This window comes from Deefgea salmonis, from assembly GCF_020531905.1.
In the GTDB taxonomy this organism is placed as follows: Bacteria; Pseudomonadota; Gammaproteobacteria; order Burkholderiales; family Chitinibacteraceae; genus Deefgea; species Deefgea salmonis.
Genome location: NZ_JAJAWG010000001.1, coordinates 647864 through 671970 on the forward strand (window position 1 = coordinate 647864; position 24107 = coordinate 671970).

General features: G+C 48.0%; 23 protein-coding genes. 9 read left to right on the forward strand and 14 right to left on the reverse strand.

Annotated elements, in window-relative coordinates; genetic code table 11:
- Nucleotides 1-372: 372 nt before the first annotated feature.
- The 5 genes from fdxA to rplI all read left to right on the forward strand — a co-directional run bounded on the left by fdxA (nt 373) and on the right by rplI (nt 2206).
- The gene (fdxA, locus tag LG219_RS02895; RefSeq protein ID WP_226763040.1) at nt 373-696 is read left to right on the forward strand and encodes a ferredoxin FdxA; all 324 of its coding nucleotides are present in this window, start codon (nt 373-375) and stop codon (nt 694-696) included.
- Nucleotides 697-814: 118 nt separating this feature from the next.
- Nucleotides 815-1180: a 30S ribosomal protein S6 gene (gene rpsF / locus LG219_RS02900; RefSeq protein ID WP_173533902.1), complete on the forward strand. Its 366-nt coding sequence runs from the start codon at nt 815-817 to the stop codon at nt 1178-1180.
- 10 nt (nt 1181-1190) lie between these two features.
- Nucleotides 1191-1496 carry a primosomal replication protein N gene (gene priB, locus LG219_RS02905; RefSeq protein ID WP_226763041.1) on the forward strand — a complete coding sequence of 102 codons (306 nt, stop codon included), beginning with the start codon at nt 1191-1193 and terminating at the stop codon, nt 1494-1496.
- Between the two features lie 9 nt (nt 1497-1505).
- Nucleotides 1506-1733 (forward strand): 30S ribosomal protein S18, encoded by a 228-nt coding sequence (gene rpsR, locus LG219_RS02910; protein WP_027467578.1) that lies wholly within the window; start codon nt 1506-1508, stop codon nt 1731-1733.
- Between the two features lie 20 nt (nt 1734-1753).
- Nucleotides 1754-2206: a 50S ribosomal protein L9 gene (rplI, locus tag LG219_RS02915; protein WP_226763042.1), complete on the forward strand. Its 453-nt coding sequence runs from the start codon at nt 1754-1756 to the stop codon at nt 2204-2206.
- 51 nt (nt 2207-2257) lie between these two features.
- Here rplI and tcdA read toward each other — a convergent pair whose 3' ends face one another.
- Complete coding sequence (gene tcdA, locus LG219_RS02920; protein ID WP_250647135.1) at nt 2258-3037, reverse strand: tRNA cyclic N6-threonylcarbamoyladenosine(37) synthase TcdA; 780 nt, start codon at nt 3035-3037, stop codon at nt 2258-2260.
- A gap of 106 nt (nt 3038-3143) precedes the next feature.
- The gene (gene phaR / locus LG219_RS02925) at nt 3144-3806 is read right to left on the reverse strand and encodes a polyhydroxyalkanoate synthesis repressor PhaR (RefSeq protein ID WP_226763043.1); all 663 of its coding nucleotides are present in this window, start codon (nt 3804-3806) and stop codon (nt 3144-3146) included.
- A gap of 199 nt (nt 3807-4005) precedes the next feature.
- Between phaR and LG219_RS02930 the strand changes: the two genes are divergently transcribed.
- Complete coding sequence (locus LG219_RS02930) at nt 4006-4575, forward strand: phasin family protein (RefSeq protein ID WP_226763044.1); 570 nt, start codon at nt 4006-4008, stop codon at nt 4573-4575.
- A 79-nt stretch (nt 4576-4654) separates the two neighbouring features.
- Here the strand turns inward: LG219_RS02930 and pnp are convergent, their stop codons facing one another.
- The 7 genes from pnp to rimP all read right to left on the reverse strand — a co-directional run bounded on the left by pnp (nt 4655) and on the right by rimP (nt 13545).
- The gene (gene pnp / locus LG219_RS02935) at nt 4655-6808 is read right to left on the reverse strand and encodes a polyribonucleotide nucleotidyltransferase (protein ID WP_226763045.1); all 2154 of its coding nucleotides are present in this window, start codon (nt 6806-6808) and stop codon (nt 4655-4657) included.
- A gap of 219 nt (nt 6809-7027) precedes the next feature.
- Nucleotides 7028-7297 (reverse strand): 30S ribosomal protein S15, encoded by a 270-nt coding sequence (rpsO, locus tag LG219_RS02940; RefSeq protein ID WP_173533895.1) that lies wholly within the window; start codon nt 7295-7297, stop codon nt 7028-7030.
- Nucleotides 7298-7379: 82 nt separating this feature from the next.
- A complete protein-coding gene (truB, locus tag LG219_RS02945) occupies nt 7380-8291 on the reverse strand; it encodes a tRNA pseudouridine(55) synthase TruB (RefSeq protein WP_226763046.1) in 912 nt (303 codons plus the stop codon).
- On the reverse strand, nt 8278-8661 hold the full coding sequence (rbfA, locus tag LG219_RS02950) for a 30S ribosome-binding factor RbfA (protein ID WP_226763047.1): 384 nt from the start codon (nt 8659-8661) through the stop codon (nt 8278-8280). The genes truB and rbfA overlap by 14 nt, the downstream gene beginning before the upstream one ends.
- A 152-nt stretch (nt 8662-8813) precedes the next feature.
- The gene (gene infB, locus LG219_RS02955; protein ID WP_226763048.1) at nt 8814-11555 is read right to left on the reverse strand and encodes a translation initiation factor IF-2; all 2742 of its coding nucleotides are present in this window, start codon (nt 11553-11555) and stop codon (nt 8814-8816) included.
- 18 nt (nt 11556-11573) lie between these two features.
- Nucleotides 11574-13046, reverse strand: coding sequence for a transcription termination factor NusA (gene nusA, locus LG219_RS02960; protein ID WP_226763049.1), 1473 nt, complete (start codon nt 13044-13046; stop codon nt 11574-11576).
- 64 nt (nt 13047-13110) lie between these two features.
- Entirely contained in the window at nt 13111-13545 is a 435-nt protein-coding gene (rimP, locus tag LG219_RS02965) for a ribosome maturation factor RimP (protein ID WP_226763050.1), read from the reverse strand.
- Nucleotides 13546-13741: 196 nt separating this feature from the next.
- Between rimP and LG219_RS02970 the strand changes: the two genes are divergently transcribed.
- The 3 genes from LG219_RS02970 to LG219_RS02980 are packed head-to-tail and all read left to right on the forward strand — an operon-like array spanning nt 13742 to nt 16966.
- A complete protein-coding gene (locus LG219_RS02970) occupies nt 13742-15400 on the forward strand; it encodes an AMP-binding protein (protein ID WP_226763051.1) in 1659 nt (552 codons plus the stop codon).
- Nucleotides 15401-15418: 18 nt separating this feature from the next.
- Nucleotides 15419-16564: a PilT/PilU family type 4a pilus ATPase gene (locus tag LG219_RS02975; protein ID WP_226763052.1), complete on the forward strand. Its 1146-nt coding sequence runs from the start codon at nt 15419-15421 to the stop codon at nt 16562-16564.
- Between the two features lie 54 nt (nt 16565-16618).
- Nucleotides 16619-16966, forward strand: a complete 348-nt coding sequence (locus LG219_RS02980) for an ArsC family reductase (protein WP_226763201.1) — start codon at nt 16619-16621, stop codon at nt 16964-16966.
- Between the two features lie 57 nt (nt 16967-17023).
- Here the strand turns inward: LG219_RS02980 and LG219_RS02985 are convergent, their stop codons facing one another.
- The 5 genes from LG219_RS02985 to LG219_RS03005 form a co-directional block, all read right to left on the reverse strand.
- The gene (locus LG219_RS02985; protein ID WP_226763053.1) at nt 17024-17206 is read right to left on the reverse strand and encodes a hypothetical protein; all 183 of its coding nucleotides are present in this window, start codon (nt 17204-17206) and stop codon (nt 17024-17026) included.
- On the reverse strand, nt 17203-18378 hold the full coding sequence (locus tag LG219_RS15500; RefSeq protein WP_226763054.1) for a DUF3322 domain-containing protein: 1176 nt from the start codon (nt 18376-18378) through the stop codon (nt 17203-17205). Before LG219_RS15500 ends, LG219_RS02985 begins: the two co-directional genes overlap by 4 nt.
- Before the next feature lie 97 nt (nt 18379-18475).
- Nucleotides 18476-21844: an ATP-binding protein gene (locus tag LG219_RS02995; protein WP_226763055.1), complete on the reverse strand. Its 3369-nt coding sequence runs from the start codon at nt 21842-21844 to the stop codon at nt 18476-18478.
- Nucleotides 21837-22457 carry a DUF4194 domain-containing protein gene (locus tag LG219_RS03000; RefSeq protein ID WP_226763056.1) on the reverse strand — a complete coding sequence of 207 codons (621 nt, stop codon included), beginning with the start codon at nt 22455-22457 and terminating at the stop codon, nt 21837-21839. The genes LG219_RS02995 and LG219_RS03000 overlap by 8 nt, the downstream gene beginning before the upstream one ends.
- Before the next feature lie 29 nt (nt 22458-22486).
- Entirely contained in the window at nt 22487-23935 is a 1449-nt protein-coding gene (locus tag LG219_RS03005; protein WP_226763057.1) for a DUF3375 domain-containing protein, read from the reverse strand.
- Between the last annotated feature and the right edge of the window lie 172 nt (nt 23936-24107).

Here is a 24107-nt window from a genome sequence, read left to right on the forward strand (position 1 = left end):
AATACCACGCACTTTCTTAGCAACACAATACTGGGTATATGCCACCAGATCTTATTTAATAAGAGCTTTCTAGCTATACCATGCATTATATAACCTAAATGATGCAAAATTAGATGCTCGCCATTTAAAGCGCAAACTCCAGACACAGACCAACCTTATCGGGTCTCAGCAATAAATTCGGCCTACACCCACCCCACCTAGAACAGTCCGCCGCCCACATGCCGAAAGCATGTCAGGTGCAAACTGCCGCGCATCTGGCGCAATAGCGAACTCCGAACAATCGCTTTGACAAAAGCCCATGACTCAGCAACCAAGACAACAGTCTGCTAACATAGTGTCATTTTTTACAATCGACACAAAAAAGGACAAGCGATGACTTACGTTGTGACCGATGCCTGTGTGAAATGCAAATACACAGATTGCGTTGATGTTTGCCCAGTAGACTGCTTTCGTGAAGGCCCAAACTTTCTCGTCATTGATCCAGATGAATGTATCGATTGCACGCTTTGCGTTGCAGAATGCCCTGTCGAGGCGATTTATGCAGAAGACGACGTGCCGGCACAGATGCATGACTTCATCGCACTCAATGCAGAACTCGCAAAAACGTGGCCAGCCATCATTGAGAAAAAAGAACCACTAGATGATCATGCAGCATGGGCCAACGTCAGTGGGAAAATCGACAAAATTGAACGTTAATAGCAATTAGCGCCACGTAAAACTTGCCTTTTCAAAAAAAAAAGCCTATTATCTATGGTTCTACAACCTTGCCTAACCGTGGTCGCTAGCGGTAGGCTGTAACCCGTAAGGAGACTTCATGCGACATTATGAAATCGTATTTATCGTACACCCTGATCAAAGCGAACAAGTTCCAGCAATGATCGAGCGCTACAAAGCCTTGATTACTGCAGGTGCAGGCTCAATTCACCGTCTTGAAGACTGGGGCCGTCGTCAATTGGCTTACCCAATCCAAAAGATTCACAAAGCTCATTATGTAATGATGAATATCGAGTGCAGCCAAGCAACTTTGGATGAAATCGAACACGCATTCAAATTCAATGATGCAGTTTTACGTCACTTGACACTAAAAACTGATGTTGCCGCAACCGAAGCTTCACCAATGATGAAAGAAGAAAAATCTAAATCATTGTCACAAGCTGCCGGCGAAGGCCTAGCCGCTTAATTCGGCTAAATTGAACTTACGAAACCGAGTACTAATCGAAGGTTTTTTGGTTAGCGATTCATGTTTACGTAGCACACCTGCAGGTATTCCTGTGATTGAGGGGCGAATACTCCATCAATCATTACAAATACAGCTTGGCAGTGCACGTAATATTGAATGTGAAATTCCTTTTTTAGCTCTGGGTGAGATCGCGCAAGCAATTGCCAAACTAGCCCCAGAACAAAAGCTAAAATGCAAGGGGTTTCTCGCAGCTAAAAGCCAACGCTTTCGTCATGCTCTGGTTTTGCATATTGATGCATTTGAACTTTTGAATTGAGGAAATCTCATGTCTCGCAATCTTTTCAAGCGGAAGAAATTCTGCCGCTTCTCTGCCGAAGGCATTTTGCACGTTGATTATAAAGACGTTGCCTTGCTTAAAGACTTTATCTCTGAAAACGGCAAGATCATTCCTGCACGTATCACGGGCACTAAAGCCAAATACCAACGTCAATTGTCGACCGCCATCAAATTGGCTCGCTTTTTGGCTTTGTTGCCGTACACTGACCAACACTAATCGAGCAAGGAGAACTTAACATGCAAATTATCCTACTCGAAAAAGTAGCAAACCTAGGTACATTGGGCGACGTGGTTAAAGTGAAAGACGGTTACGCACGTAACTTCTTGATCCCACAAGGCAAAGCAAAACGCGCAAATGCAGCTAACTTAGCCGAATTTGAAGCCCGTCGTGCTGAGCTAGAAGCAAAACAAGCAGAAATCTTGACTCAAGCACAAGCTCGTGCAGCTCAGCTAGAAGGCGCAAGCTTCACTATCGGCCAAAAAGCCGGTGTTGATGGTCGCTTATTCGGTTCAGTAACGACTCAAGATATCGCCGATGCAATCACTGCAACGGGCATCGAAATCAAGAAATTTGAAGTGCGTTTACCAGAAGGCCCATTCAAGGCCATCGGTGAATACGAAGTGGCACTTGCATTACACCACGACGTTATCAGCACAGTTAAATTAGTTGTTGTTGGTGAAGCTGCTTAATTAACCTCAACAATACGATACTAAAAAGCCATGGTTAACCATGGCTTTTTTTTATTTGGCCAAACCTTTCAACACCCTAGAAACAGCCACCAAACCAAAGGTCGCAGTTACGGTCATTACCGCACCAAAGCCGCCCTCACAATCCAAACGAACACCCTCACCCGCCTGAGGCTTAATAGCACACACCGAACCATCGGCTTGCGGATACACCAATTGCTCCGTTGAATACACACACTCAATTCCGAATTTTTTTCCCTGTTTCGGAAACTGATAATCACGACGCAATAAACTCCGGACCTTGGACGCCAATGGATCTTGCAGTGTCCGGCTTAAATCATCCACTTTAACTTGAGTTGGATCAATTTGACCACCCGCCCCACCAACAGTAATCAGCTTGACTTTATTTCGCCGACACCATGCAATTAAAGCCGCCTTAGTTTTAACACTATCAATACAATCAACAACATACTCAAACTTCCCCGCCAAATACTCCGTAAAATTCTCTGGCGAAATAAAATCCTCAATCTGGACAATTTCCATTTCTGGATTAATTGCCAACATTCGCTCAGCCAGAACGGCAACCTTCATTCGCCCAAACTCACCACTTAAAGCGGGCAACTGCCGATTAGTATTGGAAATACAAACATCATCCAAATCAATCAAAGTAACCTGCCCAACACCCGAACGCGCCAAGGCTTCCGCCGCCCAAGAACCAACCCCCCCAACACCAATCACACAGACTCGAGCAGAATTAAACCTCATCAACCCATTAGCACCATACAAACGCGCAATACCAGCAAATCGCCGAAGATACAATTCCGACATGGCCATAATACATTTCCTCAAAACAAAGCAGCCCCACACGGGGCTGCATTTAAACGTCAATGATTTTTACCTTAAACTTTTCTATACAATGGGCATTTACACCCAAGCAATCTCATGACTTCGGCACTGATTTACGACGAACAACTGCCTTTTTAATTGCCTCAGCCGCCGTCACCGCAGGCTCCACTACCTCAGGCGGAGCCGTTGGCTGCAAATCATCCACATCTGCACGCTGAGGACCGCCAGGCATACCAAAACCTGTAAAAAGATTTTTTGCACGATCTTGTAATTGCTGCTGCATATCAACAAACATCGTTGTACTACTTTCCAAATAATTTCCCATCATATTTTGTATCGCAGGGCCTTGGAACTTCATAAATTCCCCCCACAGATTATGATTACTAAACAACGGATTATCCGCCAATGTCGTTGATTTGGCTTGCTCTTGTAATCGTCCCTGCATTTCAGCAAATAGCTGCATGTTTTTTTCTAGGTAATTCCCCATCAAGCCCTGCATTGCATGACCATAAAAACGGATGATTTGCGTCAGAACATCATAAGAAAACATAGGCATACCACCCGCCTCTTCCTCCAAAATAATTTGAAGCAAAACACTACGCGTTAAATCCTCATTCGTCTTCGCGTCAGCAATGGAAATATCCGTCCCATCTAGCACCAACTGTTTAACATCCGCTAGCGTGATATAGCTACTGGTATGGGTATCGTACAAACGACGATTTGGATACTTCTTAATGACACGCTTTTCGACACTCATTGACTCAATCCTCGATAAATTGAACTACTCACCACATCAACAGAGAATAGCCCTGTGCAGAGACTCGCGCAACATGCTGCACCGCACAAAATTATATTGACAACAATAAAAAGCTCTTCCAAAATGAATACGTATTGTGCACTGCAGCAATTGCCAGATTGCGTCTGGTTTAGACCGTCACCACTCAGGAGAATTTAGCATGACAACAGCACAGCAACAACTAAACGACTTTGCGACCGAACAACTGGAAACAGTATTGCGTTTCGCACGCATTTCAATTGACACCGCCGATCGCCTTGTCCAGCTACAAATTGAAACCGCAAAAAACAGCCTTGAAGAAAGTGCGCGTAATGTAAAACAATTTAGCACATTTAAAGATGCTCAAACCGCATTTTCTAGCCAACAAAAACTATCCGAAACGGCGATCGAACAATCACTCGCTTACGGCAAAAATTTATATGAAATTGCGTCTCAAGCCCAAACCGAATTCAGCAAATTAATTGATGAGCGCAGCGTGTTTTTCAATAAAAATGTTGTATCCGGCCTAGATCGCTTTGTTAAGTCAGCACCTGCAGGTACCGATGTTGCCGTAGCTGCTGTTAAATCAACAGTACAAGCCACTGCTGCCGCAGTAGACAGCATGACTAAAGCCGCCAAACAAGTGGCCGACTTCGCCGACGCATCAGTAAAAGCGGCATCAACAGCCACGGCGGATGCGGTCAAAACCGCAGGCAAAAAAACCAATAATGCCGGCTCTACAACCCAATAGGCCATACAAATAGCAAACAAACAAACGGGCACTTTAAAGTGCCCGTTTTTATTTATTGATACAACTTACACGCCGAACTTTACTCTGGCGTTGATTGGGTCACGACTTCCACCACAGCAGGCGCCGCAGCAACAGCCTCATCATTTAGAACGGCTTTAATCGACAAACGAATACGGCCTTTTTCATCTTGCTCGATGACTTTAACACGAACGATCTCGCCTTCTTTTAGGTAGTCGCCCACGTTATTGATACGCTCATTCGCGATTTGGCTAATGTGCACCAAGCCATCTTTACCTGGCATGATTGAAACGATAGCACCGACGTTTTTATCCAAGATCTTAACCACTGGACCTTCGTAGATACGACCAATCTCAACTTCAGCAGTGATTTCTTCGATGCGACGACGCGCTTCAGCGGCGCCTTCTGCCGAAACAGAAGCAATCGTGATCGTACCATCTTCAGTAATGTCGATTTGCGTGCCAGTTTCTTCAGTCAAAGCACGAATCACTGAACCACCCTTACCAATCACATCACGGATTTTTTCTGGGTTGATTTTCATCGTGTAAAGACGTGGTGCGTGCTCGCTGACTTCTTCACGTGCACCATCGAGTGCGCCTTTCATGATGCCGATAATGTGAACACGACCCTCTTTAGCTTGGTCGAGCGCAACACGCATGATTTCTTTGGTGATACCAGTAATCTTGATGTCCATTTGCAGTGCAGTGATACCATTTTCAGTACCCGCAACTTTAAAGTCCATATCGCCGAGATGATCTTCGTCGCCCAAAATATCCGATAGAACCGCAAAGGCATTACCTTCTTTAATCAAACCCATTGCGATACCCGCAACATGGTTTTTCATCGGCACACCCGCATCCATCAAAGCCAACGAACCACCGCAAACCGAAGCCATTGAAGACGAACCGTTTGATTCAGTAATTTCAGAGACCACACGCATCGAGTACGCAAAATCTTCTTTCGCAGGCAGCATCGCAATCAAAGCACGCTTAGCTAAGCGACCGTGACCAATTTCACGACGTTTTGGCACACCAACGCGGCCAGTTTCGCCAGTCGAGTACGGAGGGAAGTTGTAATGCAGCATGAAGCTGTCAGTGTAGCCACCATGCAATGCATCGATTTTTTGCTCGTCAAGCTTGGTACCCAAAGTAGCCGCAACAATCGCTTGAGTTTCACCACGAGTAAACAATACCGAGCCATGCGCGCGTGGCAATACACCCGTGCGGATCGAGATTGGGCGCACAGTGCGCGTATCACGACCATCGATACGAGGCTCACCGGCCAAAATTTGACCGCGAACAATCTCGCCTTCCAAACCTTTAAAGATACCCTTGATTTCATTGGCCGCCAAAGTGCCCGTTTCTTCAGTAATCAACGCATCTTTAACTAAAGCCCAAGTTTCATTGATTTTTTGCGTACGAGCTTGTTTTTGACGTAGTTTGAAGCCTTGTGCCAAGCCTTCAGCAGCGATAGCACGTACTTGCGCGATCAAAGCTTCGTTAGCAACAGGGGCAGTCCAGTCAAACAACTCTGGATTCACTTCATCCGCCAATTCATTGATCGCGTTGATTGCCACTTGCATTTGCTCGTGACCGAACACAACCGCGCCCAACATAATACTTTCAGACAATTCGCTAGCTTCAGACTCAACCATCAATACAGCCTGGCTAGTGCCCGCTACGACCAAGTCCATTTGGCTGTCTTTCATTTCAGACATCGCAGGACACAAGACGTACTCACCGTTGATGTAACCCACGCGCGCAGCGCCAATTGGACCATCAAAAGGCACGCCAGATAAAGTCAAGGCAGCAGAAGCGCCGATCATTGCGGCAATATCAGAATCAACTTCAGGGTTAATCGACATCACCGTCGCAATAATTTGGATGTCGTTAAAGAAACCTTCTGGAAACAGGGGACGAATCGGACGATCAATCAAACGGCTCGTCAGTACTTCTTTCTCAGATGGCTTACCTTCGCGTTTGAAGAAACCACCAGGGATTTTACCGGCTGCATACGTGCGCTCTTGGTAATCCACGGTCAGCGGGAAAAAATCTTGGCCCGGTTTAACCGAGCGAGCTGCAACGACAGTCACCAATACCGAAGTACCATCGATATCAACCATCACAGCGCCGGTCGCTTGGCGTGCAATTTCACCCGTTTCGATGGTGACGGTATTTTTGCCAAAAGCAAAAGATTTACTGATTTTATTGAACACTCGTTGTCCTTTTCACAATGTTTGCCAACGATCTTGGCGAGAGAAACTTCCGCTGCGATGGGATCGACGGCTACTTTTAGCCTGCACATCGCCGATTCCGGCACAACCTTAACTCTACTCTGCAGCCGGAATCGCTATTGGGCAGAATAAAGCTTTAACACTTAAAGCGCATAAAGAAAAAAGTCGCAATCGGTTGACTGCGACTTTTGTCGTTAGGTCTTACTTACGTAGACCCAATGCAGCGATCAAGCTGCGATAGCTATCGTTGTTAGTGCGTTTGAGGTAATCCAACAAACGACGACGACGAGAAACCATAGCCAAAAGACCACGACGCGAGTGATGATCTTTCTTGTGTGTTTTAAAATGTTCAGTCAAATCATTGATACGAGCAGTCAACAAAGCAACTTGAACTTCAGAAGAACCAGTATCGCCTTCCGCATGTTGGAATTTTTTTACTAATTCAGCTTTTTGAGCAACAGAAACAGACATTCAACTTCTCCAAAAAACCATCTAACGATGATTAGACAAGCATAGATTGAGTCATACAACCCATTCCAGCTCCATTAACCCCCTACCCCACATGGGTAGAAAGCAGTCGTTTGGGTCGCAGCACGCCATCAGCGCCCACTTCACCCAAACCGATAAACACAGGATTATCCGACTTTTCGCTAAATCCGTAAAGTCTTAACTCACCCTGCGGTGGATTGATTAAATCTAAAATCGCCATCCCATTGCGCATTAATCCAGTTTGCTGCGCATTAAGCACCACACAAGGCAACTCGATAATTAATTGTTCAGCAGGCAGCAGCGCCGTCTCACGCTGCAGCATATCCATCGCAATATATTCATCCAAGGTAATAGCATCTTCTAACTTAAAACCACCCGTCAAAGTTCGCCGCAATCCCGACAGATAAGCACCACAACCCAGAGCATTACCGATATCTTCGGCCAACACACGGATATAGGTTCCTTTTGAGCACAGCACATCGACAACCAAAACGGGTGCCTCATAGGAAACTACCGTAATTTCATAAATCGTAATTGGCCGAGATTTTCGCTCTAGCACAACCCCCTCTCGGGCATATTCATACAGCGCCTTGCCCGCTACTTTGAGCGCCGAATACATCGGAGGGATTTGCTCTATCGGGCCTGTGAACTGAGTCAAAACCGGTAAAATATTCGCCAAATCAGCAGGTGCCTCACCCGTCTCGCTAATTTCACCTTCACCATCGAGCGTTGTTGACATCTGGCCAAAGCGTATCGTCGCCCGATAACCCTTATCAGCATCGAGCATACGCTGAGCAAATTTAGTGGCTTCTCCAAAACACAGCGGCAACAAGCCGGTGGCAAAAGGATCTAGGACACCGGTATGCCCACCTTTTTCTGCCTGCAATAGCCAACGACATTTCAGCAAAGCGCCATTACTCGAAAACCCAAACGGCTTGTCCAGCAATAAAACACCATCAATTTTACGCTTGGCCATCTTCTTCTGGCGCTTTCGGCAATGCATTTGCCTGATCAATTTTTTGCGTTAAATTCATTCCGTACTCAATAGATTCATCATATTCAAAATGCAATTCAGGCATTTTGTACAAAGAAAATCCGCGCGCGATTTGCGCACGTAAAAAGCCCTTAGTTCCTTCAAGCAAACGAGCGATCTCTGGGCGGTGGCTCGCATCACCCAAAAAAGTGTAAAAGACTTTGGCATGCGAATAATCACGTGAAACCTCAACATCGGTCACGGTAATCAACGAAGCCAACGGATGATCTAACTCAGCACGAATCACCGTTGCCAAATCACGTTGAATTTGCTGAGCAACACGGTCAGCACGAGTAAATTGTTTATTAGCCATAGTCTCTGTGAGGAGGACGGTGCGAGGAGTGAGGTGAACGACCTCTCAGCACCTAGTTAATTTAAAGCAAAAAAGCGCAAGCACCACTTTGGGCTTGCGCTATTGTGTCGGAGTGAGAACACCTCACACCTCACTCCGAACACCTCATATCATTACAGCGTACGAGCGATCTCTACCACTTCGAAGACTTCTAATTGGTCGCCCAATTGGATATCGTTGAAGTTTTTCAGTTGCAAACCACACTCGAAACCTGCTTTCACTTCTTTTGCTTCATCTTTAAAGCGTTTTAGGTTTTCCAGTTCGCCTTGATGGATAACCAAGTTGTTACGCAAGACACGAACACCCGCCGTACGCTTAACCACACCTTCCATCACCAAGCAACCTGCAATCGTACCCACTTTGGATACAGCAAAGACCTGACGAATTTCAACCAAACCAATGATCGACTCACGGCGCTCTGGCGCCAACATGCCCGACAAGGCCGCCTTCACATCATCCACGGCATCATAAATGATGTTGTAGTAACGTAAATCAACACCTTCAGCCTCAGCCAATTTACGCGCAGCTGCATCAGCACGGGTATTAAAGCCGATAATAACAGCCTTAGAAGCTAGCGCCAGATTCACATCCGACTCAGAAATCCCACCCACAGCGCTGTGCAAGATTTGTACCCGCACTTCGCTAGTAGATAGTTTCTGCAAGCTTTGTGACAAGGCCTCTGAAGACCCCTGCACGTCGGCCTTAATGATGATTGGCAAGTTTTGCACATTGCCTTCAGCCATCTGAGCAAACATATTTTCGAGCTTAGACGCTTGTTGACGAGCAAATTTCACATCACGGTACTTGCCTTGGCGGAACATGGCAATTTCGCGAGCTTTTTTCTCATCAGCCAAGACCATGGCATCAACACCTGCAGATGGCACCTCCGACAAACCGAGAATTTCTACCGGCATTGAAGGACCAGCCTCATTAATCGGCTTACCATTTTCATCGAGCATGGCACGAATACGACCATAAACTTGACCCGCTAATACCGTATCGCCTTTACGCAAAGTACCCGACTGAACCAACATCGATGCCACCGGACCACGACCTTTGTCTAGGCGAGCTTCGATGATAATCCCTTTAGCAGGACCATCCACCGGCGCCGTCAACTCCAGCACTTCAGCTTGCAACAGAATCGCATCTAGTAACTCATCAATCCCTAAGCCTTTTTTGGCAGAGACATGGATAAATTGAGTATCACCACCCCAATCTTCCGGCACGACTTCTTGCGCTACCATTTCTTGGCGAATACGTTCAAAGTTGGCTTCTGGCTTATCAATTTTATTGACGGCGACGACGATAGGTACACCGGCGGCTTTTGCATGATGAATCGCTTCAATCGTTTGCGGCATCACGCCGTCATCGGCAGCAACCACCAACACGACGATATCCGTCAATTGAGCACCACGGGCACGCATTGAAGTAAATGCTTCGTGACCCGGAGTATCAAGGAAGGTAATCATTCCCTTGCCCGTTTCAACGTGATACGCACCAATATGCTGAGTAATACCACCGGCCTCACCAGACGCCACTTTGGCGCGGCGAATATAATCAAGCAACGAGGTTTTACCATGATCAACGTGACCCATGACCGTTACAACTGGCGCACGCGGCGTTGATACATGATCCGTTTTAGCCTCTTCATCCAAATAAATATCTGGATCATCCAGCTTCGCAGCAACAGGGGTATGGCCCATTTCTTCAACAATAATCATTGCTGTTTCTTGGTCTAGCACCTGGTTAATGGTGACCATCATGCCCATTTTCATCAAGGCCTTAACCACTTCAACACCCTTAACCGCCATTTTGTGCGCTAAGTCGGCCACTGAAATCGTCTCGGGCACATCCACTTCACGCGCTACTGGCTCAGTCGGTGCCACAAACGCATGGGCATTATCCGCCTGCTGTTGTGCGTGATTCTTCTTGCCGCCTTTTTTAGACTTCCAATCATTCCCAGCATCGCCACCACGCGTTTTGATGCCTTTTTTCTGACGACCATCATTCCAGCCGCCTTTTTCATCTTTCTTTGGTGCTGCGCCTGCCGGTTTTTTATCTGCAGGTTTTGCTGCCACAGCCGCTGCCGGCGCGGCTTTTTCTGGCGCATGAATCGGCGTTTCTTTCGGACGACGGAAATCAACACGTGCGCCAACACGTGGCGCTTCATGACCTGGTTTGATGTGCGGTTTCACCGCTGGCTTGGCCGCTTCAGCAGCTTTAGCTGGCACTTTTTCCGTGTGCTTGGCTGACTGCTGTACTTGTGGTTTAACCGCAGGCGCAGGTGCCGCAGCCGGTGTCACCGCTACCTCAGCCACGGGTGCAACAGGAGCCACCATTTCGGCAGGCTTTTGATTGCGATTTTGCTTGGCTTGCATTTCGGCCGCTTGGCGAGCATACAACTCATTTTGGCGGCTCGCTTCCGCTTCACGACGTTGGCGCTGAGCCTCATCAATCACCGATACTGGCGCAGCAACAGGAGCCGCGACTTTAGGTGCAACCGGTGCTGGTGCCGCCACTGGAGCAGGCACTACAACTGGCGCTGGCACTTCAGGCGCTGCAGATGTTTCAACAACGCGCTTTTTACGCACTTCAACTTGAATCGTTTTTGACTTGCCAGTGGCGTCAGTTTTACGAATTTCAGTTGTTTCTTTGCGGGCCAATGTCACTTTAGGCTTATCACCTGCTTGACCATGTTTTTGCTTCAAATGACCTAGCAATAACTGCTTATCATCCGAGCTCAAAACGTCATCGGCATTGTTTTTGTTCACGCCAGCTGCTTTCAATTGTTCGATAAGCTCTTGTGTTGGCATTTTTAATTCGGCAGCAAACTGGCTGACTTTGGGTTCACTCATTGATTACTCTCCCGCGCCTTAGGCGAACAAATGTTCGCGCGCTTTCATGATCAGTTGTTTAGCGGTTTCTGCGTCGATACCAGTCATTTCGGTTAATTCATCGACCGCCAAATCTGCTAGATCGTCACGGGTATGTATATCGTTCTCGGCCAATACTGTAGCCAATTCCGAGGTCATACCCTCCAGCGTCTTCAGGTCTTCGGACTGATGCTCAAGCTTTTCCTCGCGCGCAATAGCTTGAGTTAACAAGGCATCACGAGCACGAGAGCGCAGTTCGTTTACGGTTTCTTCATCAAACGCTTCGATTTCCAGCATTTCATTCAGTGGCACATAGGCCACCTCTTCCAATGTATTGAAGCCTTCTTGTACCAAGACATCCGCTACATCTTCATCAATATCCAACGCTTGAATAAACAAAGCGCGAATCTTAGTGAATTCTTCTTCGTGTTTTTGCTCTGCTTCGTCAACGGTCATGATATTGAGCTTCCAACCGGTCAACTCTGCCGCCAACTTCACATTTTGACCACCACGACCAATGGCCATCGCCAAATTATCTTCATCAACCACGACATCCATACTGTGGGTGTCTTCGTCCAAAATAATTGAGCTGACTTCAGCAGGTGACAAGGCATTAATCGCAAACTGGGCCGCATCCGCTGACCATAAAACAATATCAACACGCTCACCGGCCAATTCATTACTGACCGCATTAACCCGCGTACCACGCACACCGATACAAGTACCTTGTGGATCAACCCGCTGATCATTCGATTTAACGGCAATCTTGGCGCGCATCCCAGGATCACGTGCTACACCTTTGAGCTCGATCAAATTATTTTCAATCTCAGGCACTTCAAGTTCAAACAATTTTGCCATAAATTCTGGCGCAATCCGCGACAAGACCAATTGCGGGCCACGGCCATTGCGATCAATACGCAATAAAAACGCTTTAACACGATCACCAACGCGCAAATTTTCTTTTGGAATCATCTGATCGCGCGGCAAAATAGCTTCAAGCTTACCGAGCTCAAGAATGGCATTGCCACGCTCAATGCGTTTAATGCTACCTGAAACGATATGTTCACGACGCTGCAAAAAATCATTCAAATTTTGTTCGCGCTCTGCGTCGCGAATTTTTTGCAAAATTACTTGTTTAGCCGCTTGAGCACCAATACGACCAAACTCAATCGGATCTAACTCAACTTCCCATACATCACCCACCGACAAATCGGCACTGTAATCTGGGGCATCAGTAATCGCGATTTGACGCGATGGTTCTTCGTGGTCGTTATCTTCAACCACATCCCATACGCGAAAACTACGGTACGCACCGGTGTGACGGTCAATCGAAACGCGAATCTCGACTTCTTCTTCGTAACGTTTTTTTGTTGCAGAAGCGAGCGCTAATTCAAGCGCACCAAACACAACTTCTTTTTCCACGTTTTTTTCGTGCGCAAGTGCTTCGACCAGCACTAGAATTTCACGATTCATAAATTAGTCCTCCGGCATAGAACAAAAGCCAAATTAACAGTATTTGCCAAATGGGTGGCGCAATTTAAAACTGAGGTTCGATCCGAACGCGATCAATCGACGTCAAGGGGAGTTTTAATTCCTCGCCCGCCACATCAATCACCACCTGATCTTCCACCAAACCTAATAACTTGCCGATTAGATTTCGGCGACGATCAGGCAAAGGCAACCGTAGTTTTACCTTGACCATCTCTCCGGCAAATCGCTCAAAATCCGCCGGTTTTTTTATGAGGCGATCCAATCCCGGTGAAGACACCTCGAGGCGCTCATGGGGGATATTTTCAACCATAAACAAACGCAACAAGTGATTGCTCACTGCCACGCAGTCATCAATGGTTACGCCGCCGTCTTTGTCGATAAAAATACGCAACAGGCCTTTTTCGCCCATTTCAAAATCGACTAATTCGTACCCTAAACCCGGCAAGGTATTGTCCAACACAGATTGCAGATTGGCCGCCATACTCTTCTTCTCAAAACTACAAACAAAAAATGGGCTGCAATTCCTGCGCGCCCATTTGAAAGCACTCCCGTCGTTTTTTACGGGATTTTCCTGATTCTAACAGAAAAGATAAGCTGGCGAAATACTCCTCACACAAAGATGCACTTGTCTCACCGGTGCCTTTGCCCATAGAGTAAGGCCATAACGGAGACAAACAATGACAAAGCCTTGGCTAGCCAGCTATCAAGCCGGTGTTCCACACAGCGTAAACTTGAATGAATTTGCGGCAATTCCCGATGTAATGCAGCAAAGTGTACTCAAATATCGGGATCGTCCCGCCTTTATTAACATGGGAAAATCGATCACCTATGGCGAGTTAGAGCAACTTACCGTCCACTTTGCAACGTATCTACAACAAACATTGAAACTACCATTTGGCGCTCGTATCGCCGTCATGATGCCTAATTTACTGCAATATCCAGTCGCAATTTTTGGCATTTTACGCGCAGGATATGTCGTTGTTAACGTCAACCCACTCTATACACCGCGTGAATTACAACACCAATTGAATGATTCCGGTGCTGAAACTATTTTAATTTTGGCCAATTTTGCCCACACCCTTGAAAAAATCATTGGCAATACGGCGATCAAAACAACCATCGTGACTGAATTGGGCGACCTCTTGGGCTTCCCAAAAGGATTCATCGTCAACAACGTTGTCCGCTACGTAAAAAAAATGGTTCCCAGCTATACCCTGCCTGGGCATACCACTTTCAATAAAGCCATCAAACAAGGTCAGAGCAATACCCTACAAACCGTTCCACTGAGCCATGATGACATCGCTTTTTTGCAATACACTGGCGGCACCACCGGCGTAGCCAAAGGCGCTATGCTGACCCATGGCAATATCGTGGCCAATATGCAGCAAGCTCACGCATGGATTAGCCCTGTTGTCACCGAAGGGCAAGAAATGATTGTCACGGCACTCCCGCTGTACCATATTTTCTCACTGACCGCCAACTGCATGGTATTTAGTAAAATTGGCGCCACTAATCTACTGATTACCAACCCACGCGACATTCCTGATTTCATCAAAACACTGGCGCAATATCCAGTCACCTGCATTACTGGCGTCAATACGCTATTTAATGCCTTACTTAACAATCCAGATTTTGCCAAACTTAACTTTAGCAACTGGAAACTCGCCCTCGGTGGCGGTATGGCAGTGCAACACGCCGTTGCAGACAAATGGCAAAAAACCACCAAAGTCCCCTTGATTGAGGCCTACGGCCTAACGGAAACCTCACCAGCGGCCATGATGAACCCCATGAACACCATGGAATTTAATGGCATGATTGGCCTACCCATCCCAATGACGGACGCCGTTATTCGTGACGATGCCGGCCTAGAGGTCCCTGTGGGCGAGCGTGGCGAGCTATTTATCCGTGGCCCTCAAGTCATGAAAGGTTATTGGCAACGCCCTGAGGACACCGCCGACATCTTGGGCGCGGACGGCTTTTTGGCCACCGGCGATATCGCCGTCATGAAACCCAGTGGGTTTTTCCAGATCGTCGACCGCAAAAAAGACATGATTTTGGTTTCGGGCTTTAACGTTTACCCCAATGAAGTCGAAGACGTCGTTGCCAACCACCCCGGCGTACTCGAAGTCGCCTGCATTGGCGTTGCAGACGAAAAAACCGGCGAAGCCATCAAGCTGGTCATTGTCAAAAAAGACCCTGATTTGACGCGGGAAGAAATCATTGCGTTTTGCCGTGGACAGCTGACTAATTACAAAGTGCCGCGAATTATTGCATTTACCGATAGCTTACCTAAATCAAATGTAGGTAAAATTTTACGCCGCGAACTGCGCGATTAATCAACCAAGGGTTTCAAGATGAATTTATTGCCGTTTTTTAAGCTAATGGCTGAACGTAGCGCATCCGATCTGTTTTTAGCTGCCGATTCGGCGATTGTGATTAAGATTCAAGGGCTCTGCCACCCGGTGAACAATCAGGTGCTGAGCGCCGAACACGTCAAGCAACTGGCTTATCAACTGATGGGCGAGGCCCGAGTCGCGATTTTTGAGCGTGAACTCGAGATGAATTTTGCCTACCCAGTCACTGGCGTAGGCAATTTTCGGGTTAATGTATTTAAAAGCCGTGGCACCGTCGCCCTTGTTGCCCGCTTTATTAAACCCAAAGCCGATACGCTCGAAGAGCTATTTATGCCGGAGGTACTTAAATCGCTCATCATGGAAAAGCGCGGCATTATTTTAGTCGTGGGCGCAACGGGATCAGGCAAATCGTCCACCGTTTCGGCCATGCTGGAATATCGCAACGAACATCACAGCGGGCACATCCTCACCATGGAAGACCCGATCGAATTCATCTACAGCCATAAAAAATCACTGGTTAATCAACGCGAGGTGGGGACCGATACCCACAGTTATGACGATGCACTGCGCAACGCCATGCGTGAAGCACCCAATGTATTAATGATCGGTGAAATCCGCGATCAAGCGACGATGACTTACGCCATGCAATACGCGCAAGCCGGTCATTTATGCATTTCTACATTGCATGCCAACAATAGCTATCACTCTTTAAGCCGGATCGTTAATTTCTACCCACAAGAAGCACGAGAGTCGTTGCTCTACGATTTATCCACCTCATTGCGGGCGATTGTTTCGCAGCGTTTGGTGCGCTGCAAAGACAGCGGCAAACTCAAACCGGCCGTCGAAGTCATGCTCAACACCAATCGAATTGCCGAACTGATTAAAAACGGCGAACTCTCTGAAATCAAAGAAGCGATGGAACAATCTTTATCCGAAGGATCGCAAACCTTTGAGCAATCGCTGTATCGCATGTATCGCAATCATGAAATCGAGCTAGACGAAGCACTACGCAACGCCGATTCGGCCAGTAACCTCTCATGGATGGTCAATAACGCGCAATCCGTACAAGAACAAGAAGCCAGCAAAAAAGCACCCAGCAACCCTGCAGACGAGCCGGATTTGAGCTTTGATATTTCATTACACTAAGCGCAGCACTTCAACAACAAGGTCGCTGCGGCGGCCTTTTTCTATGGAAAAAAAATCATGAAACTGTACGGCATTCCAAACTGCGACACGGTAAAAAAAGCCCGGGTTTGGCTCACTGAAAATAATTTTGACTACGAATGGTATGACTTTAAAAAAAACGTTTTAAACCCAGCACTGATTGAATCTTGGATCGCCAATTGTGGCTGGGAAGTGCTAGTCAATCGCCAAGGCACCACTTGGCGCAAACTGGATGAGGCCAGCAAAGCGAGCCTAGTCGACGCCGCCAGCGCCACCGCCCTAATGCTCGCCAATCCATCGCTCATCAAGCGACCGGTGCTCGATTACAAGGGAAAAATTAGCGTTGGTTTTAAACCAGAAACCTACAGTGCGCTACTTCTATAATAGGTATATCAACACAAGGCATAACCAATATACCGTAGATCTATATACCCATAATAACTACTTGGACTCGACTTCGATTTTATTTAACTGATCGACGGCCTGCTGCTCAATCACACTGGCCACAGCGTGCGCTTTTTGCAAAGCCTCACGCTGTGGCTCGGCGATCGTCACGTTGGGCGCAGGCTGACTAGGGCTACAACCGACCAACAAAACCACACCCCATCCGATGATTTTTTTCATGTTTCTTCCTTCAAAGTAAAACCATCACCCAGCTCGGCCAATGCCGCCAGCAAATCCGCATAGGCGATTTTTTCTTGTTCCAAGCGCACATTGGCCCCGAGTGTCTCATCACGCAATAAATTAAACACCTTCGTTTCTGCAGCGTCTAAACGCGGCAAGTCATGCCGCACCGGCACCGGCTCATGCCCCCACAGCGCTTGATACCTAAACAAGGTCGGCTCATTCATCAGCAATGAGCGCACACTGGGAAAACGAAGCCGTAACTGATCTAAAATCGCAAAGCCATGACTGTCAATATCGCCCCAATAATACAGCGCCTTCTGCTGCAGCCAACGCGCATCAGCCAACATCTCAAAACCATAACCCGCGCCCAAAATCACCGCACTGCGTGCCAACGCCGGAAAAGCCAAAAAATTAATTTCATTTTCCGTAATAAACACATAATCCACATCCAACTCGAGTGCGGCAAACGCCGCCGCAGTAAGCATTACATCTTGCTCAAACAGCGTGCCACTGGGTACACGGTAACGCACGCGCAACGGTTTATCTAAAAAACCATACCGCTGACAAAAACCCGCCACGCCATGCGCCGAATCATCAATCACCGCCGGCGACAACTGCAAATCAAACAGCTCAGCCAATACAGCACGATGCGCTTCAATCAACTTGCTATGAACCCCCGGCAAATCCATCTGCCGCAGATAAATCTGCGGCCGTGGATGCAAATCCAGCCAAGCCACAATCGAGAGTAACTGCGGCCAATCTGCGACCAACGCCAGCGCCTTCAATGGTCGTTTATGCAACCACGGCCGCAATGTTAATGGTGTGATCGCCAATATACTTTGAAACCGCCCAGCATCCGGTGCCTTACCAATCAGCGCCAAAGCATCCGCCTGCGAATCAATCCAAACCGCCACGGGCACTTGATTACTACCGATCACCCGATGCTGCACATCGCGCATTTCGACTCGGATCTTTCTTACTGCATGCCAATGGGCAATCCAATCTTGCACCGCAGCAAATGCCGTCGATAGTTCGCTACTACTGGGCGATTTAAGGGCAATACGCAAGGGAAACAGCGACTCGCGACTGACGATGGCCGCCAAAATAGCACCTTTATCCCACATTTTTTGCAGCTGATTTTTAATCTCGCGCTCACCAGTCCACGCCACAAACGCACCTCAATCAATGACAAATTCATTATCGACAAGCAACGAACTGCACCGCAAATACCACCAGACTGCATTCGCGCTCATGCGCAAACCGGCGCTAGACTTCAGTTTTTTGCCGCACTTTTTCGGCGTGATACGCCGAAATACTCAAATTTCTCAATTTGGACGATTTACCGTCGTCGTTATGCACAAAACCAACGCTAGCGACAAATGGCTCGATGATATGAATTTTTTGTAGCGGCGTGACAATCAACAACTGTAAGTTCAGCTGCTTAAATAAGCTCAGACCATACTGCGCCGACTCATCCGAGCCGCGACCAAACGCCTCGTCAATCACCACAAAGCGGAACGAGCGCGAACGAACGGCACCCCATTCCAGTCCAAATTGATACGCCAAACTCGCCGCCAAAATCGTATACGCCAGCTTTTCTTTCTGCCCACCGGATTTACCGCCAGAATCAGAATAATGCTCATGCTCGCTATCATCTTCGCGCCAACGCTCGCTCGCAGAAAACACAAACCAATTTCGCACATCACTGACTTTGCTCATCCAGCGTTTATCGAGCTCGACCACCCCTTCTCGGCCACGAAAACGGTCGATAATTTGCTTCACTTTATTAAATTGTTGCTCCGAATACTGCACATCATTGGACCCAGTCAGCGCACCCTCGGTACAGGCTCGCAACTCGGCCTGAAAATCACGCACATCGGCATCGGGCGTCAGCGCCGCTTCGAGCACAATATAACGGCCTTCGTTGTAATTAATTTGCGTTAACGATTGATTGATAAAACTGATTTTTTCTTTAATCGTTTCGCGCTCACGCGCCAATTGCGACTGGAAATTGGCCACTTCACGGATGGTGTTTTCATTGAGCAAACTCTTAAACCTTGCCTCAAAACGCGGCAAATCGTCAGCATTTAATTGGGCCAACATCTGCCGATACTCATCCGCTGCCGCGACATTGGCATCCACCTCATCGGTGTCCAGCGGAAATTCGGTTTTATACGCGCTCATCATCTTGATGATTTTGTCTGACAATCGACGACCTTTAGCGTCCTCAGTATCAATTTTAGCCTGCAAGCACTGGCGTAAATCTTGTTCGCGCTGATCGCAAGACTCGACCGACAAAACATGCTCTGGCAGGGTATTGATGCGTAGGGCTTCTAAATCAACGAATAGTGACTGATACCCTACGTAATTATCGGAATCAAAAATCAGCTGCAGATCCGCCAACATCCGCTGCGCGCTGCTGATTTTTTCTTCCACGCTGCCTAATTCTTTATTTTTTAAGCTCAAGCGGGTTTCAGTATCGCCAATCTCAACCTGTAGGGTTTTCACGCGCTCGCTCAGTAAGCGGATCACATCCGAAGCCCCTTCCAACGCGCTTAATTGCTCACTCAGGATGGCAATTTGGCTCGCCAACTCTCGCCAATCGAGTAAAGTAAAATCGCGATATTCTGCCAGCTTTGACAGCGCATCCAGTTGTGTTTTGAGTGTTTTTTGCTCGCTCTGTAGCGCACTTATTTTGCGCCCCAAGTCAATCATTCGGGCTTCACGTGTCGCTTGCTGGCCGGCTAAAGCGGTGATTTTGGCCGCATTACGCCAGCCCAACACAAAACGGCTGGCATCATCCAGCCGAAAACGGTCATCTTTTTCATGCCGCTCGCCCGATGATTTGATTTGCCCGGCACGGGTCATGGCCCGCGTCTCGCGCTTAAATTGCGCTTGCGTCGCACAGCAGGCCACGTCAAAACGTTGTGCAACTTCGCGCTCTAACCAATCGTACAATGCCGAGTCAGGCTTAAGCGCCAATTTTTTGACCAAAGAATCAGCATGCAGCACGGGCATTTCACGCCGTGCGGATGGCCGCGCACGAAAATACACCAAACGCCCACGCAGCGATGTGCGCTCAACCCACGCCGCGACTTGGCTGTAGTAAATCTCCGGCACCAATAAAGACAGGCCAAAACTACGTAACATCCGCTCGATCGCGCCCTCCCAATCTTTGTCTTCTTCGCGAACTTGTATCAATTCACCTGCAAAGGGTATCTCGCTCTCCGCAATACCCAGAGCCGTGCACAGCGACATACGTAAAGAAATTTGTTGCGAATCAATATTGCTGCGCCGCACTTTTAAGCTATCGATTTCATCACATAATTTTTGATGTTCTTTCTTTTGCTCAGCCAACTTAAAGCCGGTTTCAATCAAATCATTTTGCACTAAATCTTCACGCTGTTGCGCCACAGCAGCCAAGGCCAACCAGGCCTGTTGCTGTGCCAAAAACGCAGCCGCAGTTTCAACCCGTGTGCCGTTAACGCACTGCGCCAACTCGACATACCGCTGTTCGCGATTAAAACGCGCCGTTTTTTCTGCGTCTTTAAGCCGAATTTCATCGCTCAAACTGGCGATTCGATCACCACCGCGATCGGCAATATTGCGCTGCAAGGCACGCTCGTCGCTGTATTGCGACTCTTTTTGTGCGCTCAACTTTTGGATTTGCTGCTGCGCGCGCTGCAGCTCCAACTGCAAAGCAGCACTGCGCTTTGTCAACAAATCGGCTTTCAGCTGCGCAAAATACGCTTTCAGCGCCTCGCGATAACCCCGTGTTTGCTCAACATCGGCGACAATTTCAGCGTATCGGTCACAATCGGCCACCATGGGCTTTAGACGCTCAACTTGCCGCTTCGCTTTGCAAACCGATGCATGCGCCCGGCTTAAATCCTCAAAGTGATGAATCAAGGCACTAATTCGTGGCGCAACATCAAACGGCTCGAGCATATGGTTACGAACAAAATCAGTCAGATTACCGACCGATTTCATGGATACGGTTTGATGAAACAACGCCAGCGCCTGCTCGTTTTCAATGCCAAAACGCCGCCGAAACGCACTACAGTACGGCGGGAATGTGTCAAACAACTCGCCCCCCGTTTGCCGCAAGCGTTTGCGCAACTGATTAATATCATGACCAAAGCCAGAAAAATCACGCGTTATTGTCAAGTCCTGATCGGCAACCAGAAAAAAACGCGCAGGTTGTTGCGCGTCTTTCAGCCAAAACACTTGTGCTAAGGTGACGGTTTGATCATAACCGGCATTATAAAAAACGCCTAAAACCACCGAATACGCACTCGCATCGCGCAGCGCCACCGCTTTGGCGACTCCCGTACCTTCATTACGCTCGGACTTATAATGTCCGAGCACATACGAGCGCAAAGAACGCTCCTTACTATCGGCCCCCGCCGCTTTATTGTAAGCAATACGCTGCGCAGGAACCAATAAGGTGGTGAGCGCGTCGACCAAGGTAGATTTACCCGAGCCAATATCGCCGGTCAGCAGCGCATTGTGTCCACCCAGCTGCAGCTGCCAAACCTGATCGGTAAATGTCCCCCAGTTGTAGACTTCTAAGCGCTGCAAACGAAAACCCGATAGGGCATCGTCGCCAATAAAATCTAAATTCGCCTCATTCATCGGCATGCCCTTCTAATTGCTGACGATAAACCGCCAAGCGCGCATCAAATTCAGCTAGCCATTGCGCATCGATAAAGGCTTTCAAGATTCGCCGTACTTCATACATTTGCGCTTGATCTGGCTGGGCGCGCGGCAAAATGCGAACAAAGTCCAATTCGGCAATGCGCTTTAAATGCGTTTCAACTTGATCAATCAATTTGGTGTCGTGACTGCCGACAGGTAAAAACACACGAATCAGCTCGACAATCTGATCCCGGGATAATATCAGCCGTGTTTCCCCGCCGCCCGCATCCGATTCGGCGAGTTTTTTGCGTAGCAGTGCCAACAGCAGACTCACCGGAAACGACAACGGCCGCCGAGCGATCAAGCGCGCCAGTTTGGCATCATCGTCATCCTCAGCGACGCGTGAACGTAAAAACGCATACCCTTCGGCCTCATCGAGCACCAGCTCTAAGCCCAATACCGCAATATAATCACGTACCGCAGCGACCATACGCTGCAAATCAGCCCACAGTAGCGCATCTTGCTCTTGATACAACACCCCTTTGAGCAACACGATCAGCAGCTTAGATAATTGATTGTTGCCACCATCCATCACGATCTGTTCTTGCATTTTTCCTTACGCCTTAAAAATAACCACCGTTAACGCACAAAAATCACGCTCGGCAGTCGCACTTGTTTGCCGCTGCCATCCAAAGCACGCCACACTAATACATCGTAAGTTGATTCATCGATGAGGCTTTTGGGATCATCTGCGGCCAATTGCAAATACGAGACCAATTCTGCCAAACCTTGTTCTAATGGATAGCTGGTGAGCAAGGCATGCAAAGTAATTTGTGACGTTGTTTGCAAAGCCAGGCGCACATTACGGCTTAAACGCGCTTTGTCGATCACAAATTGACCAAATAGCGCGCCGGCGTCGATGTCTTCTGCGCCCGCCAACAATTGCACCGGATTCAACCGCATTTTCAACGCAGGACGATATAAAGGTCGCTCCATCGCCAGTGTGATACTGGCGGCGGTTTCGGCCACCAACATCACCTCGCCAATCGGCGGAGCATCGCGCACCGCTAAAGCGTGACGCTCAATACTTTGTAAGATGTCCATAATTCGCCGGTTCTCTAAATAGGCTTGGTCATCCAAAAATCGGCGTAATTGCTGCGAAAGTTGCGCAACGGTGCGCTGGGTATATTCCCCTGCTTCGAGCCAATCATAATGAATGCGCCGCGTTCGCACATCGGGCTTGAGCGGATGGATAGACGGCAATTGCAGCACTTTATCCAGCATTTGCGTCAATTCATCTTGCCGCGATTGCGACATCATTAAATCCCAGAACGCGCGAAAACTTTTACCTTGATCAGAGTCGGCAATCAGATCGCGCTCGCCCATAATTTCTTCGAGCAGCGCGCCCTTACTACCATCCCACAATGCAATTCGCTCGCGCACGCGACGATCAAGGTCACGAAAGTTATGCTCAACCTCACGAAAATCAGCTAATAATTCACGCGCCAAGTGGGAAAACTGCTGGAAACGATCGCGAATTGACGTGTCGTCAAGTAATGGAATATCACCGCGCTGAATCCGGACGATTTCTCGATCCAGCGCCGCACGCTGTTTATATAACTCAGCCAGCCGTGCTTTAGGATCTGTTTCGGCGCCGTCGCAGATTTGTTTCAGCAAATCAAACAAGGTCAACAACCGTGACTCTGTGCCGACAAAAGTACGCGCAGTCAGCCCCACTAACCAAGCAATCACTTTTTCGGTGGCTGGCATTAAATCAAAATGCGGCTCGTCCGAGCCTGCTGGATAAAACTTACGTAACCACCCCGCATCATTGGCCGCCCAATCATTTAAATAAGCTTGCGCTGACTTAGGGTAAGCATCACGTCCCAAAACTTCACGCAGGGCATACAGTTCATCGTCGAGCATCTCGAGCAAATCTGGCTGCGAAATCGAGCGCACATTGGGCAATACAAACGCACGCTGCAAAAAGCTAACCATCAAGGGCGCGTTCACTGCCACCAAAAGACGCCACGCAGGGTGCGAGCGGCGTAAAGACTCCAATGTGGCATGATCAAGTTTCAAGGACATTCACTCAGTTTAGTTAAACGAGGGTATTTTAATCTAATCAGCGAATGATATGGGCTATACGCAAATACCCATAGCAAAACGGGCCCTCCTAAGAGAACCCGTTTTCGATTTGGCAATCGCCTAAATACCTGTGCCAGTGTGTTATCCCCACAACCGGTCGCCATCGATATAA